The 18,142-nt window shown below is 38.8% G+C and carries 15 protein-coding genes, 1 rRNA gene and 2 other annotated features; of the genes, 12 read left to right on the top strand and 4 right to left on the bottom strand.

All coding sequences use genetic code 11. From position 1 onward, the window contains the following. The first annotated feature begins 153 nt into the window (after positions 1 to 153). On the top strand, positions 154 to 1,494 hold the full coding sequence (locus FERPE_RS07740; protein WP_014452077.1) for a cryptochrome/photolyase family protein: 1,341 nt from the start codon (positions 154 to 156) through the stop codon (positions 1,492 to 1,494). 10 nt (positions 1,495 to 1,504) lie between these two features. Here the strand turns inward: FERPE_RS07740 and FERPE_RS10845 are convergent, their stop codons facing one another. The 3 genes from FERPE_RS10845 to FERPE_RS07725 form a co-directional block, all read right to left on the bottom strand. Then, a complete protein-coding gene (locus FERPE_RS10845; RefSeq protein ID WP_372590688.1) occupies positions 1,505 to 2,209 on the bottom strand; it encodes a CPBP family intramembrane glutamic endopeptidase in 705 nt (234 codons plus the stop codon). Positions 2,210 to 2,397: 188 nt separating this feature from the next. Continuing rightward, a complete protein-coding gene (locus FERPE_RS07730; RefSeq protein WP_014452075.1) occupies positions 2,398 to 3,027 on the bottom strand; it encodes a hypothetical protein in 630 nt (209 codons plus the stop codon). Then, positions 2,987 to 3,343 carry a hypothetical protein gene (locus FERPE_RS07725; RefSeq protein WP_014452074.1) on the bottom strand — a complete coding sequence of 119 codons (357 nt, stop codon included), beginning with the start codon at positions 3,341 to 3,343 and terminating at the stop codon, positions 2,987 to 2,989. The genes FERPE_RS07730 and FERPE_RS07725 overlap by 41 nt, the downstream gene beginning before the upstream one ends. Positions 3,344 to 3,467: 124 nt before the next feature. Between FERPE_RS07725 and FERPE_RS10635 the strand changes: the two genes are divergently transcribed. Continuing rightward, positions 3,468 to 4,418: a DDE-type integrase/transposase/recombinase gene (locus FERPE_RS10635; protein ID WP_014452073.1), complete on the top strand. Its 951-nt coding sequence runs from the start codon at positions 3,468 to 3,470 to the stop codon at positions 4,416 to 4,418. 241 nt (positions 4,419 to 4,659) lie between these two features. Beyond that, positions 4,660 to 6,078, top strand: coding sequence for a M26 family metallopeptidase (locus FERPE_RS07715; protein WP_014452072.1), 1,419 nt, complete (start codon positions 4,660 to 4,662; stop codon positions 6,076 to 6,078). A gap of 38 nt (positions 6,079 to 6,116) precedes the next feature. On the opposite strand, the gene infB is transcribed toward FERPE_RS07715, so the two are convergent. Beyond that, positions 6,117 to 8,189: a translation initiation factor IF-2 gene (gene infB, locus FERPE_RS07710; RefSeq protein WP_014452071.1), complete on the bottom strand. Its 2,073-nt coding sequence runs from the start codon at positions 8,187 to 8,189 to the stop codon at positions 6,117 to 6,119. Between the two features lie 126 nt (positions 8,190 to 8,315). On the opposite strand from infB, the gene FERPE_RS10630 reads away from it, so the two are divergent. From FERPE_RS10630 to FERPE_RS07660, 9 genes are all read left to right on the top strand, one after another. Continuing rightward, the gene (locus FERPE_RS10630; protein WP_011993230.1) at positions 8,316 to 9,266 is read left to right on the top strand and encodes a DDE-type integrase/transposase/recombinase; all 951 of its coding nucleotides are present in this window, start codon (positions 8,316 to 8,318) and stop codon (positions 9,264 to 9,266) included. A 111-nt stretch (positions 9,267 to 9,377) separates the two neighbouring features. After that, positions 9,378 to 10,149 (top strand) — a sequence feature (23S ribosomal RNA rRNA prediction is too short). A 2-nt stretch (positions 10,150 to 10,151) separates the two neighbouring features. Then, positions 10,152 to 11,006, top strand: a sequence feature (23S ribosomal RNA rRNA prediction is too short). A 37-nt stretch (positions 11,007 to 11,043) separates the two neighbouring features. Beyond that, positions 11,044 to 11,160, top strand: a 5S ribosomal RNA gene (rrf, locus tag FERPE_RS07695). Between the two features lie 220 nt (positions 11,161 to 11,380). Continuing rightward, on the top strand, positions 11,381 to 12,907 hold the full coding sequence (locus tag FERPE_RS07690) for a GGDEF domain-containing protein (RefSeq protein ID WP_014452069.1): 1,527 nt from the start codon (positions 11,381 to 11,383) through the stop codon (positions 12,905 to 12,907). Between the two features lie 36 nt (positions 12,908 to 12,943). Next, positions 12,944 to 13,774: a protease complex subunit PrcB family protein gene (locus tag FERPE_RS07685; RefSeq protein WP_014452068.1), complete on the top strand. Its 831-nt coding sequence runs from the start codon at positions 12,944 to 12,946 to the stop codon at positions 13,772 to 13,774. Positions 13,775 to 13,955: 181 nt separating this feature from the next. Continuing rightward, the gene (locus FERPE_RS07680; RefSeq protein ID WP_014452067.1) at positions 13,956 to 14,864 is read left to right on the top strand and encodes a pseudouridine-5'-phosphate glycosidase; all 909 of its coding nucleotides are present in this window, start codon (positions 13,956 to 13,958) and stop codon (positions 14,862 to 14,864) included. Beyond that, positions 14,819 to 15,733, top strand: a complete 915-nt coding sequence (locus tag FERPE_RS07675) for an RNA polymerase factor sigma-54 (protein WP_014452066.1) — start codon at positions 14,819 to 14,821, stop codon at positions 15,731 to 15,733. The genes FERPE_RS07680 and FERPE_RS07675 overlap by 46 nt, the downstream gene beginning before the upstream one ends. Before the next feature lie 4 nt (positions 15,734 to 15,737). After that, positions 15,738 to 16,340, top strand: a complete 603-nt coding sequence (gene yfcE / locus FERPE_RS07670; protein ID WP_014452065.1) for a phosphodiesterase — start codon at positions 15,738 to 15,740, stop codon at positions 16,338 to 16,340. After that, a complete protein-coding gene (locus tag FERPE_RS07665) occupies positions 16,301 to 16,903 on the top strand; it encodes an IMPACT family protein (RefSeq protein WP_014452064.1) in 603 nt (200 codons plus the stop codon). Before yfcE ends, FERPE_RS07665 begins: the two co-directional genes overlap by 40 nt. Positions 16,904 to 16,924: 21 nt before the next feature. Beyond that, positions 16,925 to 18,124: a pyridoxal phosphate-dependent aminotransferase gene (locus FERPE_RS07660; RefSeq protein WP_014452063.1), complete on the top strand. Its 1,200-nt coding sequence runs from the start codon at positions 16,925 to 16,927 to the stop codon at positions 18,122 to 18,124. Positions 18,125 to 18,142: the final 18 nt, after the last annotated feature.

The raw sequence follows: 18,142 nt of genomic DNA, 5'->3' as shown, positions 1-18,142 counted from the left end.
TAAGAATTTATGGTAAAATAGGAGTTAATAAGATACAATGGAAATCTTTGGAGGTTTTTGTATGAGGACAATTATTGTTTGGTTTGAGAATGATTTGAGGGTTTCTGATAATCCGCTCTATATTATGCATCTAAACAGGGAAGAGTTGTTCCAGTGTTTATTTATGCAAGTGATAATGTAAGAGAATTAGGTGGAGCAAAGAAATGGTGGTTACATAAGTCCCTTTTAAGTCTGATCGAAAGTTTGAAAAGTTTAGGAGTAAAATTGATTATCAGAAAAGGGAAAGATTCTTCATCTGTTTTGAAAAGTCTAATCAGTGAGGTACACGCCGATTCGGTTTATTGGAATAAACGTTTTGATCCATTGGCTAAATCAAGGGATGAGAATATAAAGAAAGAGTTGATTTCTTCTGGGATAAACGTCGAATGTTTTGACGGCTTTTTATTGCATAATCCAAATAGTTTCTTTACCGCCGATGGAAAGCCATACGGTGTTTTTACCCCATTCTGGAAGAAATTCCAAAACGAAATTGTTGTGTCAGCACCGTTACCTGTACCAGAGCGTTTGCAAGGTGTGGAGTTCGATGTTCATTTAGAGCGTTTAGAAGATTTGAACTTGTTACCGAAAATAAAGTGGTACGCTGAGATGGAAAATTTCTGGAGTGTTAGTGAGCAAGATGCACAGAAACGTCTAAATTGGTTTATCTCACATGCTTTGGATGGTTATGGAGAAAACAGGGATAGACCAGATTTAGATGGTACGTCCTTGATGTCTCCGTATCTTGCAAGTGGTTTGATTTCGCCAAGACAGATTTGGCATTCGGTTGTAAATAGTAAAAAGAATGGAGTTTCAGAAGGTGCGGAGGCTTTCTTGCGTGAATTGGCTTGGAGAGAGTTTTCTTACCATGTTCTTTATCACAATCCTGATATGGTAAATGCCAATTTGAAAAAGGAATTCGATGCTTTTCCTTGGAGATGGGATAAGACAGATGATTATGTGAAATGGACAAAGGGTTTGACTGGAATTCCGATAATCGATGCTGGTATGCGTCAGTTATGGAAAACAGGTTGGATGCACAACAGAGTGCGCATGATAGTGGCTTCTTGGTTGACGAAAAATCTTCTGATACATTGGAAAATTGGAGAAGAATGGTTTTGGGATACACTTGTGGATGCTGATATTGCTAACAACGTTCAAGGTTGGCAATGGACAGCTGGCTGTGGCGCTGATGCGGCACCGTATTTTAGGATATTCAATCCTGTTTTACAATCGAAAAAGTTTGATCCGAAGGGTATGTACATCAGAAAGTGGGTACCAGAACTTGCAAAACTTCCAGACGAATACATACATGAGCCATGGAATGCACCAGTGTATTTACTTAAAATGATAGGTTTAGAACTTGGAAAAGATTATCCGTTACCCATGGCTTCGATAGAAGAAACAAGAAAAAGGGCGTTGGAAGCTTTTGAAAAAATCAGGCGGAAGAACTTATAGAAATTTTAAGTCAAGGAGTCATATTTTTTCGTATTTTCTCAGCTGGGAAAACTATTTTTATTGGTTTTATAATTAGAATAATTGTGAGTAATATAAAAAACTCTATCCAACTTTGCAGTGAAATAAAATTGAATAAGTTGGAATGTATCAGAAAATTAAACCTTTGCGAATACCAAGCCCCAAAAAAGTTATGTAAAAAGTGAATTAATGTTGCTAAATAAAGGCTTTTTGTGCTTTCGAAGATTATAGTAACTAATGTACCTATTATAAGGATTTCAAAGGCTGTTCTCAGGAAACTTTTCAAAAACAATTGATTCACATTAAACGAAGAGAAATGAACACCAACAAATATCAAATTAACAACTAAACATGACGAAAAAACTCCGAAAAACTTTCTTGAATTTTTATACAATACAAATCGATAAAAAAATTCTTGATAAAGAGCGCCCATAAAAAAGCGAAAAAGAAAAGCAATTTGAACATTAGTTGGCAAAAAATTTATATTTGATTTTACAAAGATTTTTGTAGTATCTGGAATGAGAAAGTTTAAAAATAATAAGATTGAAAAGACAAAAGGTATCGTTATAGTGAGGTAGAGAATGAGTTTTAAATTCTTTTTGATTAACGTGAAAATTTCTTCGTCTTTGAAAAGAAGTTTTGAGAAAAAACTTATAGTTGATATTAGCACAAGAAATTTTAGAAATGAACTTATCATAAACTTATAAATAATAGAGTTATTTTCAATAGCTAATTCATACCTAACTGCTGGATTCAATACTATATCAGCCATTAATCTGAAAAAGTTATTTGCAAATATTCTACTTGTTAAAACAAAAATAATTTCATTAACGATAATTATAGAGATGAACTTGATAAGAAAAACTAATTTATGAGTGTTAATTTTCATTTTTTATAAATCAATCTCCCTACTTTTATATTTTTATCTAAAAGACAAATTCCCGAGAGTAATGTCATACACTTGATTTCTATGGGAATTAAGTTACCTTTCTCACGAAATCTTTGAAGAATTGGGAATAAATAGAAATCCTTTTCAAAATGAAATTCTCTTTCTAATTCTTTAGTAAAGAGAAAAACTATTCTTTTGTCTATACTAAGAACAATAGAGAGTGTCTCTCTTAACTGTGAATTTCTATTATTGAAAAACTTTCCAGAGACTAAAAGTGTAAATTTTTCATCAATTTCTGGCATAAAAGTTGTTCTTTGTCTACCGTTAGAATCAAAAATCAAAAGATCAATTTTGAAATTTTGAGTTAATATTGTGTCTTTGCTCAATGTTTTCTTAAAAAATACTTTCTTACCAAGTTCTATTTTTTCATCTCCGAAAATATTATAACATATTTCTTGGTTGTTCAAAAATAGTTTGTAAGTATCGTTTGTTTTGACCTTAAGCCAATATTCTTTGAAAGAAATATTTTCCGTGCAATTGCTATAAAACAGTACTATTTTTAAATTTTTGAAATCGATATCTTTGTTATTTGGTATATTTCCTTGTCCAATCGTAATCAAATTCACACGGTGCTCCACCACCAGCTACTTTTCTAATGTCTGGTTCTACAATTTGGGTTGATATTATCCCTTCGTTATAGCCTCCAAACGTTATGTATGTTCTGTCTTGTGGTTCAAGCTCTGAATAATAATTACCTGCGAATTCATGTCGAGTTTTTGTATAGTTTGAAGTTCCATACCATCCTGCTGGATCAGGATTATCTTCCCATCTGGAATCTGTTTCTTTTATCGTGTTACTTGCTTTTTTCTGAGCAACAGCTCTTCTCATTTCATCTTCCCATCTTGGAAGATATCCACTTCCGTCTATTCTTGAAATATCCATCTAAATCCCCCCTTGTACAAGCAGATAATGTTAACTAAAAGTATTGAAACTTTCCAAAAACCGCATTATCCTTATAAAGAGGGGACACCCCCCAACCAACTCTCGACAAAGGAGGTATCCCGATATGAACAACTCAACGCTCTCTTGTCCAAAATGCGGTTCCACCAGCTTATACAAAAACGGTCATGACAAATACGGTAACCAACAATTCCTTTGCAAACTCTGCCATCATTCTTTCAAACTCTCCCATTCTCACAAACGCAAAAACTTCTCTTTCCCTTATCCCAAATGCACTTCTTGTGGTAAATCTATGCAAATTTACAAAGTCCGTCGCTCTTTCGTTGTCTTCCGTTGTAGAGCTTGTCGTACCAAAGATAGAGTACCTTTTAACCTCCCCGAACCAGTCACCCTTATTCCTGAGAAATTTAAATACTTCCGCTTCCCTATCTTTTTCGTCTTAAAGGCTTTCGTTTTGTATATGAAACACAATATGTCTTATCGCTCTCTTGCTCATTCTCTTAATATCAAAGTATCTCATGTCACCATATACAAATGGGTTATTAAATTGTGTACTTTATTCTCTGTACTTTTTCCAACATTTACCATCGAAAATGTTTTCTCAGTTCATGCTGATGAAACTGTTCTTGTGTTCAAAGAACAAAAGTACTATGTTTGGCTATTAGTTGATCACGAAACTAACTTAATTCTTTGTTGGCATGTCTCAAAGTATCGTGATATGGGACAAGTCAAAGTATTGCTCGAGAAGTTCTTTGGTAATTCAAAACCTAGAAACATTGAACTTATTACTGATGGACTTGGTGCATATGAAAGTGCAGTAAAGCTGTTGTTCAGAAATATCAATCACGTAGTGGTACCGCTCGGTAAAAACAATCAATGCGAATCCAAGTTTTCATTGTTGAAAGACTTTTTCCGACTCAAGCGAGGGCTGAAGAATACGAAGAATTTAGCGAAATATATTCAAGGATTTTGTGTAGTGAAGAATCTTTGGAAAACGCACAATGGTAATATCAATCTCATTCTTTCACACTTACACTCTTTCATCACTACAAGTTAACACTATCTACAAGCATTTTCAATCAAGATTTTATCAAAACAACTGTTTTGTTGAAAATTCTTTAAATTAGAGATATTGATAAATCTCTTCCGTTTCTTAGAGTTTTCTTTTCTTTTCTTTTCTTTTCTTTTCTCATGATTTCTTACAATTTTATTGTTTTAGTTGCTTTTACATTAAATAATATACTATGTATAATTACAACGAGCATTTATGAAAATAAAATTCAAAGGGGGAATAGGTTGTGAGGAAAACATTGTTATTAATTTTGGTATTGCTGTCTGTTTTATTTTTATTTCTTACATACTATCCACGGTTATTTTTCACCGAAGGTAACGGCACACAAGATTCACCATTTGTCATTAAAACAGTGAAGCAATTTAATTCGCTTTCAAAGATACAAACAAAGGGAAAGTTTTTTATTTTGGGGAATGATTTAGATTTTTCAGGAGTTGAGCTTAAACCAATAAAAGTTTTCGGCGGTATACTTGACGGAAATGGACATGTTATCAAGAATTTGAAAATCGCACCGAATAAAGATGGTAATTCAGCCATTTTTGAGAAGATATTGCCAACTGGTCAGATAAAGAACCTAACTTTTGAAAACTTGGTGATAGTACCTGGAGCAAAATCTTCAAGTATCTCTATTTTTAATCAAGGAGAAATCAAAGATTGTAAAGTTTCAGCTGAGTTGTTTTTTAAAGAACCTCCAAAGGCAAGTTCGGAGGTTAGATATTATTATCCGAATACAGTAACAATTTTGGCAATTAAAGTTGGTGGAATCGCGACTGTAAATCAAGGTAAGATAGAAAATTGTACTTTTTCAGGAAAGATTGCATCGGAAATTTTTGAGGATGAGAGACTATATCTGATAAGTGGAATTTGTGTGGAAAATGAAAAAGATGGAACGATAGATAATTGCAAAACCTACGGTGAAATTACATTTGAAAGATTTTATTCCGTTGATATCGCTGGGATATGCACATGGAATAAATCTGGTGGTATGATTAAAAATAGTTCTTCTTCCTTTAAAATCAAAACCGATGGAAATTTTGCAAATGCCGCTGGTTTGGTTTTTAGAAATGATGGAACTATTTCAAGGAGCATTTTTAATGGACAAATGGAAGGAAATAGTGTTGCTGGGATTGTTTATGTGAATTCGAAGACAGGTTTTGTCGATAAGACAGGGATGATTGGTTCTTTAACTGCTTTTAATTCAGTTTGCGGTATTGTAGAATCAAACTTAGGAAGGATTTTTGAAAGTTTCTTCAACGGGGAAATAAGAAGTTATAACAACGTGAATGGGGTGTTTTACGAGAATTTTGGAAAGATAGAGGATGTTTATTTTCACGCTAACGTGTATACAAAAAATATAAATAACATAGGATACAAGTTAGGTGATGGCGGAGAGGTAAATAACGTTTTTTCAAAGGTGATTTTTAAGAACCAAAAAGAACGATTCAATTATTTTGTGAATTATATTTCCGATAAAGCACTCTTTGGAAATTGTATATCCGTTTTTTCAGACGATGGTGTGAATTTTGAAAGAAAAGCAAATATCTCTGATTCGTCGAAGAACTGGGATTTTGAAAATGTTTGGCTTGATAAAGATGGAGAATACGAATTAAGGCTTATGGAAGAAATGCTCAAAAATACCAGATAAAAAATCCCCCAGGATACGATCTGGGGGATTTTTACACTTCATTCAGCTTCCAATTCTTCTTCAGGCTTTTGTTCAGTGACAGTTGTTAGCTTTCTTGGTACTTTCTTGATTATGTAAAATTCCAATTCATCTCCTTCTTTTATATCGTCAAAATTCAAGAACTTAATTCCGCATTCTTGAGGTGCACTGACTTTGTTCACATCTTGTTGATAGTGCTTGAGCGATTCTAATTTACCTTCGAATACAAGTGCGCCATTTCTGTATATCCTTACAAAACCATTCTTTTCCACGTATCCATCGTACATCTGTACACCAGCGATGTTTCCAACTTTGTGTATTTTGAATACCTTCTTTATCTCTCCAGTTCCGGTCTTTTCTTCAACTTCTTCAGGTTCGAGCATTCCTTCGAGAGCGGCTTTGAGTTCTTCGAGTAATTTGTATATGATTGTATATGTTTTTATCTGTACACCCTCCGTTTCTGCAAGTTTTGAAGCTTGGTTATCTGCTTTCACTCTGAAGCCAAGTATAACTGCTTCAGAAGCACTTGCCAACATGACGTCACTTGAATTGATAGCTCCAACAGCTGCGTGGACAACATCGATATCAACTTCGTTTGTTCTAAGTTTTGCTATAGCGTTCTGAAGTGCTTGCAATGAACCAACGGTGTCGGCTTTCAGAATAAGTTTAACTTCTTTCTTTTCGGTTTCTTGCATCTTCTTGAGTATCTCTTCAAGTTTTATCTGGCGTTTCTTTCTCAATTCTCTTGCTTCTATCTCTTTTATCTTTTCGACGATTTCTATCGCTTCTTCTTTTGAATCAACAACGTAAATGATACTGTGTGGATCTGGTAATTCTTCAAAGCCAACTATCATAACCGGTGTTGATGGTTCAGCTTCTTTGATTCGCCTACCTTTGTCATCTATCAACGCTTTAACTTTTCCGTATACTTTACCTGCTACAACGTAGTCTCCAACTTTTAGAACTCCGTCTTTGACAACGGCGTTTGCAACTGGACCATAACCTTTATCGAGTCTTGTTTCGATGGTTACAGCTCTTACAGGACTATCCGGTATACATCTTATATCTTGCATTTCTGCAACTAAAAGAATCATTTCAAGAAGAGTATCGATATTGATTCCATTTCTTGCTGAAATTGGAACGACAATTGTATCCCCACCCCAATCTTCTGGGATGAGATTGAGTTTAGTTACCAAATCTTGCTTTGTGAGATCCACATTTGCGTTTGGCTTATCTATCTTATTAATTGCAACAATTATAGGTACATTTGCAGACTTTGCGTGGTTGTATGCTTCTATCGTTTGAGGCATTACACCATCGTCAGCGGCAACAACTAAGACAACGATATCCGTTGCCTGTGCACCTCTTGCTCGCATTTCAGTAAAAACTTCGTGTCCTGGAGTGTCTATAAACGTGATTTTTTTACCATTGACGATAACTTGATAAGCACCTATACTTTGAGTAATTCCGCCTTCTTCTTTTTCAGCAATGCGTGTCTTTCTGATGTGGTCAAGTAACGTTGTCTTACCATGGTCAACGTGTCCCATAACGGTTACAACCGGAGGTCTGTTGACCAGTTTATCTTTGTTATTTTCATATATTTCTGTAAATTTTCTCTTGAGTTCATCGAGAGGATTTTCTAGCTTAACAACTTCTTTTACTGATGTTTCCTCTTCTTCAAATGTTAACCTGACGTCGTACATCTTAGCGATCTTTTTCGCTAAGGATACGGAAATAGCTTGACCTGGGCGGAGAACTTCGCCTTTCATGAAGAAATCTTGTATAATTCTATTTTGAGGTACCTTTATTTTTTCGGCGAATTTATCAAGCTTAAGATCAGCCTCTGTTATATGGACTGGAGGCTTTTTGGTTTCAACTTTTTCTTTTACAGGTTCGCGTGATTTAGTGAGTGTAAGTTCTTCCTCTTCATCGAGAGTTTCTTTATATATATCAAGGAGAATGTTAACTGTTTCCTCATCGATATAACTCATGTGGCTTTTTACTTCGATACCAAGCTCTTCCAATTCGTGGAGTAGTTCCTTGGTATCCATATCGAGTTGCTTAGCCAATTCGTATACCCTTAATCGTGCCAATAAATCCACCTCCTCAGTTCTTCAAGATAATGTTAACTAAAAGTATTGAAACTTTCCAAAAACCGCATTATCCTTATAAAGAGGGGACACCCCCCAACCAACTCTCGACAAAGGAGGTATCCCGATATGAACAACTCAACGCTCTCTTGTCCAAAATGCGGTTCCACCAGCTTATACAAAAACGGTCATGACAAATACGGTAACCAACAATTCCTTTGCAAACTCTGCCATCATTCTTTCAAACTCTCCCATTCTCAAAAACGCAAAAACTTCCCTTTCCCTTATCCCAAATGCACTTCTTGTGGTAAATCTATGCAAATTTACAAAGTCCGTCGCTCTTTCGTTGTCTTCCGTTGTAGAGCTTGTCGTACCAAAGATAGAGTACCTTTTAACCTCCCCGAACCAGTCACCCTTATTCCTGAGAAATTTAAATATTTCCGCTTCCCTATCTTTTTCGTCTTAAAGGCTTTTGTTTTGTATATGAAACACAATATGTCTTATCGCTCTCTTGCTCATTCTCTTAATATCAAAGTATCTCATGTCACCATATACAAATGGGTTATTAAATTGTGTACTTTATTCTCTGTACTTTTTCCAACATTTACCATCGAAAATGTTTTCTCAGTTCATGCTGATGAAACTGTTCTTGTGTTCAAAGAACAAAAGTACTATGTTTGGCTATTAGTTGATCACGAAACTAACTTAATTCTTTGTTGGCATGTCTCAAAGTATCGTGATATGGGACAAGTCAAAGTATTGCTCGAGAAGTTCTTTGGTAATTCAAAACCTAGAAACATTGAACTTATTACTGATGGACTTGGTGCATATGAAAGTGCAGTAAAGCTGTTGTTCAGAAATATCAATCACGTAGTGGTACCGCTCGGTAAAAACAATCAATGTGAATCTAAGTTTTCATTGTTGAAAGACTTTTTCCGACTCAAGCGAGGGCTGAAGAATACGAAGAACTTAGCGAAATATATTCAAGGATTTTGTGTAGTGAAGAATCTTTGGAAAACGCACAATGGCAATATCAATCGCATTCTTTCACAATTACACTCTTTCATCACTACAAGTTAACACTATCGCCACGGAACCTGTCGAAAGGCAGGTTGGTAGGGGAGCGTTCCGCGGTAGGGAGAAGGTAGACTCGAGAGAGCTACTGGACGAAGCGGAAGTGAGAATCCAGGCATGAGTATACGAGAGGATGGTGAGAATCCATCCCCCCGAAAGCCTAAGGGTACCTGGGGAAGGGTCGTCCGCCCAGGGTAAGTCGGGACCTAAGGAAAACCCGAAAGGGGTATCCGATGGGAAACCGGTTAATATTCCGGTACCACCGGCTAACCGATACTGCAAGCGGGGACGCAGGAGGCTAAGCTCTGGGGATAAGTGGCAAATCCCTCCAAGCGGTTAGGCGAAGAGGGCTGTAGGTAAGTCCGCAGTCTGAGCTGAGCCGTGAAGGGGAGACTCCGAAAGGGGTCAACGGAGCTGACGCCACACTGCCAAGAAAAGCCGCGTGTAGTGGTTAGCAGGTGCCCGTTCCGCAAACCGACACAGGTAGGCGGGCTGAAAAAGCTAAGGGGAGCGGGATAACCCTTGCCAAGGAACTCGGCAAATTGACCCCGTAACTTCGGGAGAAGGGGTGCCACGGTAGGTTGAAGTCAGGGGAAGCCGCGAGGCGGAAACTGGGGGAGGCCGAGGTAGCCGCAGTGACAAGGCCCTGGCGACTGTTTACCAAAAACACAGGTCTCTGCCAACTCGATGAGAGGAAGTATAGGGACTGACGCCTGCCCGGTGCCGGAAGGTTAAGGGGAGGGGTGCAAGCTCCGAACCGAAGCCCCGGTAAACGGCGGCCGTAACTATAACGGTCCTAAGGTAGCGAAATTCCTTGTCGGGTAAGTTCCGACCTGCATGAATGGCGTAACGACTGGGGCACTGTCTCGGCAGGGGACCCGGTGAAATTTCAGTCTGGGTGAAGATGCCCAGTACCCGCAGCTAGACGGAAAGACCCCGTGGAGCTTTACTGTAGCCTGGTATTGTGCTCTGCTGCGGCGTGTACAGGATAGGTGGGAGGCTGAGAACCGGGCTCGCCAGGGTCCGGGGAGCCGCCGGTGGGATACCACCCTCGTCGCAGCGGAGTTCTAACCTACGCGTGTGGAGAGCACGCGAGGGACAGTGCCAGGTGGGCAGTTTGACTGGGGCGGTCGCCTCCTAAAGGGTAACGGAGGCGCGCAAAGCTCGGCTCAGGTGGGTTGGAAATCCACCGTTAGAGTGCAAGGGCAAAAGCCGGGCTGACTGCGAGACCGACGGGTCGAGCAGAGGGGAAACCCGGTCCTAGTGACCCGGCGACACTGAGTGGAAGGGTCGTCGATCAACGGACAAAAGTTACCCCGGGGATAACAGGCTAGTCTAGCCCGAGAGTTCACATCGACGGCTAGGCTCGGCACCTCGATGTCGGCTCATCCCATCCTGGGGCTGAAGCAGGTCCCAAGGGTTAGGCTGTTCGCCTATTAAAGGGGTACGTGAGCTGGGTTCAGACCGTCGTGAGACAGGTCGGTCCCTATCTGCTGCGGGCGTAGGAGGCTTGAGGAGGGTCGCCCTTTGTACGAGAGGACCAGGGTGAGGGAGCCACTGGTGTACCAGCTGTCCTGCCAAGGGCATACGCTGGGTAGCCACGCTCCTGAGCGATAACCGCTGAAAGCATCTAAGCGGGAAGCGCGCTCCAAGATGAGGCCTCCAAGGCCGGTCCGAGAAGAGGACCTAGATAGGCCGGTGGTGGGAGCACCGAGAGGTGTGGAGCCAACCGGTACTAATAGGCCGAATCCTTCACCTTAACCCTATGCACTTTTGAATGACCCTGGGTGCCGATACTGCGGTGGGAAACACCCAGCTCCATTCCGAACCTGGCCGTTAAGCCACCGCGGGCCGATGGTAGTAAGGGGGCGACCCCTTGCGAGAGTAGGTAGTGCCCAGGATTCCTAATACCCCTTCAAAAAGCCTCTGCGAAAAGCAGAGGCTTTTTTGTTTTTTTGTTGTTTTTTCTTTTTTAAAGTAGGCTTGATAAAAATATCTTAACAGTGGTATAATACACTATGAAAGTGGTTTGAACATTTTCGTGTGTGGACATTTATTAAGGCGCTGTTATCATTTTTGTGATGCCGGGTGGGAATAGTAAAAGGGGTGTTAGAAACAACATGTTTAAAACAAAATCTTTACTATTGATTTTACTTGCTGGATTGTTATCTGGTGTTCTTTATTTTGTTCTCGGTTTGATAAATGAACCGGCTGGACCAATTATACAATGGGATGCTCAGATAGGGAAGTATATTGAACTAACTAAACCTTCGAAAGTAACTTTAAATGGAACCTTTGAGTACGATGGTATAAATAACTGCATTGTTTTCCAAAAAGTTTTGGCTACAAAGTTCGAGGTTTATGTAAATGGTGTACTTACAGCCTCGTTCGGGGACGGTAGTGGAAATCTTTGGCCCAGGGCTTTAATAGTTAGAGTTCCAAAGGTCTTATTGTATCCAGAGAGACCAAACAGAATAACTGTTGTTTTACATGGCCTAGTTGGTGTAGGTTTGTATGGTAAACCTTATTTAGCAACCTATGAATATGCTATTCAAAGAGTAGGCTTAATAGATTTATTCAGGGACAAAATAACCATTGCTGGTATTGGTGCCACTGCTTTGATTATTTACTTGCTCTTGATTGCTTACCAAAGTGCTAATGAACGAGAAAAAAGGGTTTACCTTTACTTGGTAGTTGCTTCTGCCTTCATGATAGCTTCACTTGTTCAATTCACCTACCGCGAATCCTCTGGCAGCCCAGAGCTTTACCTCCTATTCGAGGAATTTGCTGTAACAGGTCCGGTATTTGTTTTAACATATCTCTTTTTTGCTATATTAATCATTTCAACAGGGAATGCTTGGCTCAACAAAAAATTTGAATACATTCTCAAAACCATACCTGTTATTTTAATATCCGTGGCTATGTTTTCCACAAGTGTTAAATATATCCACATTGCAGATACAATCTCACAGATTTACTCCCTTGTTTTAATGTTTATCATACTTTATTTCATCTTCAAGCACAAACTAATAGAATTCTATTTCCCTGTCGTGTTCCTATACTTCACAGGAATCCAAACATTTTATGTTTTAGCCACAAACCAAACAAACGAACTGACAATCCATTATGGTCGATTCGTTTTTCTGGTGTTCGTTGGAACTGCAACAATTAGGAAGTTTAAGGACCTATCTATTTCACACGAAAAACTAAAGAAGGAGAACCTTATCGACCATTTAACCGGCGTTTACAATCGAAAGGTGATAGATCTAATTCCCAGAGGAGGAACGTTCGTCCTACTTGACTTAGATGGTTTCAAAGTTCTCAACGATAAATACGGTCATATTTTTGGTGACAGCGTTCTGAAAAAGTTTGCTGAAATTGTAAAATCGCATATCAGAAGCCAGGATTATTTCATACGATTGGGTGGAGATGAATTTTGTTTGATATTTAAATCTGTAAAAGAAAATGACGTGTTAAAGATTATAAACCGCTTATACAACGATTGCAGAAATGTACTTGGCATTGGCTTTTCGTATGGTTACGCACAATTTGAAGATTTTGACAAAGCATACGAAGAAGCTGATAAAAAGATGTATGAACAGAAAATCTATAAATACTCACAGAACAGCAAAAAATCCGGTTTATGATTTGCTTTTCACGAACTTTAGAAAGGAGGATGTGGTATGAGAACAAAAAGAACACAGGGAATCATCTGTTTGTTAATCGTTTTAGCTATTACCGTAGTCTTTTCTGTACTTTCTTTTGCTCAGGGAATAGAATTGTTTGTCAAGAAGCTTACCACAACATTGCCTGAGTATTTGTTTAAATCGATTGGGACAAAGACTTTTTCTGTTCAGTATGTAAAGCTCTTTGAAGATGATGAAAGTAAAGGATACATCCTCAAAGCCTGGGTGTTCCAACCTCTATCAACCCAGCAAGCTAATACTTCTTTCAAAATCCGTGCGGTAAGTTTTGATGGTAAGAAAGAATACACAGAAGAAATTGCTGGGATACGTGACAAAAACTATATTCGTCTACCTTTGATACTAGTTATCCTTCCAGCAAAGTATACATTGTATGTCAATTCTCAAGTCGTTGAACAACCAAAACCAACTACAGGTGGTGAAATAAGCGTGCCAATTTATGGTGATAAAGAGAGTGCGAATATAAAAATATTGGTTCGAACCCAGGCAGGTTACAGAGTAATTTCTGAAGGTGAAGAAGTATCAAAGGATGACATTGTTTTACTTCAAGTGATTGCAGGGACATTCCCAACAGGTGGGTATCAAATAGAGCTAAACGAACCAGACATCGTTTATCCGGTTGGTAAGAATCCTGGAAAAATTACGGTAACAGGCACGTTTTACAAACCAGGTCCCGGTGATATGGTAACACAGGCTTTCACAACACCGACAAAAACAATAGAACTTGGTAAATTCCCATCTGGCATGTATGAAGTGATAGTGGATATAAAAAACTTAGGTGAGTTTAGGGCCGTTTTCAGTGTGAAGTGAAGAACTGCGGAACTAGTCGTCTAAATCGTTCGAAAAGAAGTTAATTCTTTTAATCTGGGGAGCCAAAGAGTCAAACATTTGGCTCCTTCTTTTTCAATTTTTGCCGAAGTGTTTTATGTATGTTATAATTAACATCAGAACACAACAAGACAACACAGCTAAGCCAACAGGAGTGAGGAAGATGCATGAATTAAAGATATCACCTAAAGTCAAAGATGCACTCGAAAAACGTAAACCGATTGTTGCCCTTGAGAGCACTGTGATTGCTCACGGATTACCGTATCCGCACAATATAGAAACAGCAAAGGCTCTGGAACAGATCTGCACAGAAAATAGTGTTGTTCCAGCAACGATAGGGGTTCTTAAAGGGGAAATCATAGTGGGAATGACAGAAGAAGAAATCAGCCATATGCTTGAGGATGACCCCTTGAAAATAGGCACACGTGAGATACCTTACGTGGTTGCATTGAAGAAAAGTGCTGCAACAACGGTCAGTGCTACGATGCGTATAGCCAAAATGGCAGGTATAGATGTATTCGCAACGGGTGGGATTGGTGGCGTACACGTAGGTGACTGGGATGTTTCACAGGATATAACGGAGATGTCGAAGACAGATATGATAGTTGTAAGCGCAGGTTGTAAGTCCATTCTTGATGTGAAAAAAACTATCGAATTCATGGAGACGTTCCAGATACTCGTGCTTGGATACAGAACAGATAAATTCCCTATATTCTACGAAGGTCTATCTTCCTACAAATTAGACCATGTGGTTGAAAAGCCAGAGGAAATTGCAAAAATTTACTTGGCTAAGACCGAACTCGGCATAGAAGGTACTATCTTAGTAGCAAATCCCATTCCTGAAGAGCACGCTATATCAGAAAGCGAAGTAGAAGTTTACATCAAACAGGCGTTAAAAGAATGCGAAGAGAAAGGTATCACAGGTAAGCAAGTCACACCATATCTTCTTTCGCGTGTAGCTCAGCTGAGTAATTACAAAACCTTAAGAGCGAATATTGAACTTTTGAAAAACAATGTGAGGTTGGCATGCCAAATAGCAAAAGAAATAACAACTCTCAAACTCCAAGGTTAGAACAAAAGCTATTACTCACAAAAACGGAGAGGTTCTATCTTAACATACTTGAGCTACCGTATCACATCTTGCGTGAGAAATACTTGCCTGTGGTTGAAATAGACGACACATACCATCCATATTCTGAAGACCTCCACGGGGTCTTAGTTAAGTTATTGCCATACCTTGGACTAACCGACCAAGAAGAGAAAGTAGCTGAATACATAATCTACAACATCGACAGTTCAGGAAAACTAAGGATTACACCTTTGGAACTGGCAGAAAAATTTAATATCCAAGTTCAGCAAGCCAAAGAACTTATTGACCTAATTTTCACAGAATTTGCGGAAGAGATTCAGCAAAACACAGTTAATGAAAATCTCATGTACATCGAACCGGATATAATAATGACCCCAGAAAAGGTAGAAGTTCGAAAGATAGAAGTAAAGGACCCAATAATAGCTAAAGCGTTACAAATGAGAGAAGAAACACTCTTTAGAATTTGCGAAGAAATACGTAAGGTAAATGAATACTTTCTCAGAGGCTACAGAAAATACCCTCAGATATTTACCATGAGATACATGGCAAGACTCTTAGGGGTGCATGTTTCGACCATTAGTAGAGCTGTTAGAAATAAACACGTTAGCACACCACTAGGGATTCTTCCACTAAGGTTCTTTTTTGGAAGAATACTCAACAAAAAAATCGTGCTGCAAGAAATCGAAAAACTACTCAAATTGGACAGTGAATTGACAGATGCCCACATTACACTTGTACTCAAATCAGCAGGTATCCAAATATCGCGCAGAACGGTTAATAAATACAGAAGAATGTTGGAAATTTTACAAAATAATCAAAATGATAAAACAACACCTAGCACAGGAGGATGAAGGTATGGGACGCGTTAAAGTATTGATATTAAGCGATACACATGGTTCTGTAAAAGCGTGGGAAGATTTAGAAAAGCTATTTGATTTGTCTTCTTTCACAAGTATTTTTCACCTTGGCGACATTCTTTACCACGGTCCAAGGAACCCTCTTCCGGAAGGGTACAACCCAAAAGAATTGGTCGAAAAGCTCAAAAAGTATCGAATTAACTATATACGTGGGAACTGTGACGCAGATGTTGATTTGAAAGTATTAGAAATACCTGAAATGCCGAAAATTTCTATGGAATACTTCGGCGATTTCTCCTTCATTCTTGTCCATGGTGAAATCTTTGAAGAGAACAACATCGAAGAATTTGCAAGGGATACAAAAGCTCAGTTCATTGTTCACGGTCACACGCATGTTTCAAAAATAGAGGAAATAAGCGGAAAATATGTGTTGAACCCGGGAAGCACATCGCTCCCAAAAAACAACACTCCGAGAAGTGTTTTGGTAATTGAAGTAGATGAAGAAACGCTCTTAGCAAATTTCTACAACCTTGACAATGGGCAGGTGTACATTGAAACAAAATGGAGATTGAAAGATTCCGAACTATTGAAGGAACAATAGAAACAAAGTTAAACATAGAGCGTTCTATATTCATCACCACACTTAAAGGAGTTCAAACAGAAGAAGAAGCCAAAGCTTTTATTAGCGAAATAAACAAAAAATACCAAGATGCTACCCACAACTGCCCAGCTTACCGGGTCATTTACAGTGGCAACATTCTTGAATTTTCCTCCGATGCTGGTGAGCCTTCAGGAACGGCCGGACTCCCTATGCTGAACACTCTCAGGAAACATCAACTGCTCAATGTAGTGGTTGTTGTTACTAGATACTTCGGAGGAGTAAAGCTTGGGGTCAGAGGGCTGATAGATGCATACTCTAAAGCAGTTGAGATTGCAATAGAGAAAGCGCAGAGTGAAGGACGCATAATTGAGAAAAAAAGAGTATACAAGCAAAAATTAAAGATTGATTTCCTTTCGTACGGTAAAAAAATGCAACAACTGAGCTATATAGGGGTTAACATACTTGATATTTCGTATACCGAAGAATATGCTTTAATTGAACTGATACATTCCGAGCCATTGGACATGCCAGAGGTTGTAGACACTCAATTGGTATACGTATAATAAGATAAGGAGGAATTGTACATGGTTTCAAAAATATCCAAAAGAGCACTTGAAACCCCGGCAAGTCCCATAAGAAGATTAGTTCCCTATGCTGACGAGGCAAAAAAGAGGGGAATACAGATTTATTACCTTAACATAGGTCAGCCAGATATCAAGACACCAAAGGTCTGGTACGAGTATATAGAAAAATACAAACCAGAAGTTGTTGCTTATACACACTCCCAAGGTCTTTTGGAACTAAGGGAAGCATTTTCTAAATACTACGAACGACACAACATACACGTAACAGCTGACGAGATTATGGTAACCAATGGCGGTAGTGAAGCCATAATGTTTGCACTTGGCGTTGTTTGTGACCCTGGCGATGAGGTTGTAACCATCGAACCATTCTATGCAAACTACCTTGGATTTGCTTCATACCTGAACGTAAAACTCGTTCCAGTTACAGCTCATCCTGAAGATGGCTACAGACTGCCACCAATGAGCGAATTTGAAAAAGTCGTCAGTCCAAAAACAAAAGCGATACTCTTTTCTAACCCATCAAACCCAACAGGAACTGTCTACACCTACGAAGAAATGAAAACAATCGTAGAATTTGCCAAAAAGCACGATCTTGTGATAATCTCTGATGAAGTCTACAGAGAATTCACATTCGATGGTAGAAAACACATCTCTATATTCCACTTCGAAGGTATCGAACAACAAGTCATCATGGTCGATAGCATCTCAAAACGATACAGCGCCTGTGGTGCAAGAATAGGCACATTTGTTACAAAGAACAAAGAATTCTACAAAAACGCACTCAAATTTGCACAAGCAAGACTTTGTCCTGCTGAAACAACACAATTTGGAGCAATTGGGCTACTCACACTTGGAGAAGACTACACAAACTCCGTGCGTGATGAATACCAAAAAAGAAGAGATGCAACCTACGAATCTCTCAAAGAAATACCTGGTGTTGTAGTCCACAAACCGGAAGGCGCATTCTACCTATCAGCCAAACTTCCTGTTGAAAATGCGGAAGATTTCATCATTTGGATGCTCAAAGAATTCAACGTTGATGGCAAAACAACGATGGTCTCCCCACTGAGTGGATTTTATGCAACACCTGGCGCCGGAATGAGTGAAATTCGAATAGCATACGTTCTTGAAGCTGACAAACTCGCCGATGCGGTTAAAATCCTTGGTGAAGGAATAAAAGTGTATAACTCAAGAAAATAAATAAGATTAATAGTAAAA

Source organism: Fervidobacterium pennivorans DSM 9078 (assembly GCF_000235405.2).
Lineage (GTDB): Bacteria > Thermotogota > Thermotogae > Thermotogales > Fervidobacteriaceae > Fervidobacterium > Fervidobacterium pennivorans.
This window is presented reverse-complemented; position numbering and strand designations above follow the sequence as displayed.

Bases quoted from the DNA above. Each gene is read 5' to 3' on its own strand.
- FERPE_RS10845 (WP_372590688.1), bottom strand. From the start codon at position 2,209: ATGATAAGTTCATTTCTAAAATTTCTTGTGCTAATATCAACTATAAGT.
- FERPE_RS07725 (WP_014452074.1), bottom strand. From the start codon at position 3,343: ATGGATATTTCAAGAATAGACGGAAGTGGATATCTTCCAAGATGGGAA.
- FERPE_RS10635 (WP_014452073.1), top strand. From the start codon at position 3,468: ATGAACAACTCAACGCTCTCTTGTCCAAAATGCGGTTCCACCAGCTTA.
- FERPE_RS10630 (WP_011993230.1), top strand. From the start codon at position 8,316: ATGAACAACTCAACGCTCTCTTGTCCAAAATGCGGTTCCACCAGCTTA.
- FERPE_RS07690 (WP_014452069.1), top strand. From the start codon at position 11,381: ATGTTTAAAACAAAATCTTTACTATTGATTTTACTTGCTGGATTGTTA.
- FERPE_RS07685 (WP_014452068.1), top strand. From the start codon at position 12,944: ATGAGAACAAAAAGAACACAGGGAATCATCTGTTTGTTAATCGTTTTA.
- FERPE_RS07680 (WP_014452067.1), top strand. From the start codon at position 13,956: ATGCATGAATTAAAGATATCACCTAAAGTCAAAGATGCACTCGAAAAA.
- FERPE_RS07675 (WP_014452066.1), top strand. From the start codon at position 14,819: ATGCCAAATAGCAAAAGAAATAACAACTCTCAAACTCCAAGGTTAGAA.
- yfcE (WP_014452065.1), top strand. From the start codon at position 15,738: ATGGGACGCGTTAAAGTATTGATATTAAGCGATACACATGGTTCTGTA.
- FERPE_RS07665 (WP_014452064.1), top strand. From the start codon at position 16,301: ATGGAGATTGAAAGATTCCGAACTATTGAAGGAACAATAGAAACAAAG.
- FERPE_RS07660 (WP_014452063.1), top strand. From the start codon at position 16,925: ATGGTTTCAAAAATATCCAAAAGAGCACTTGAAACCCCGGCAAGTCCC.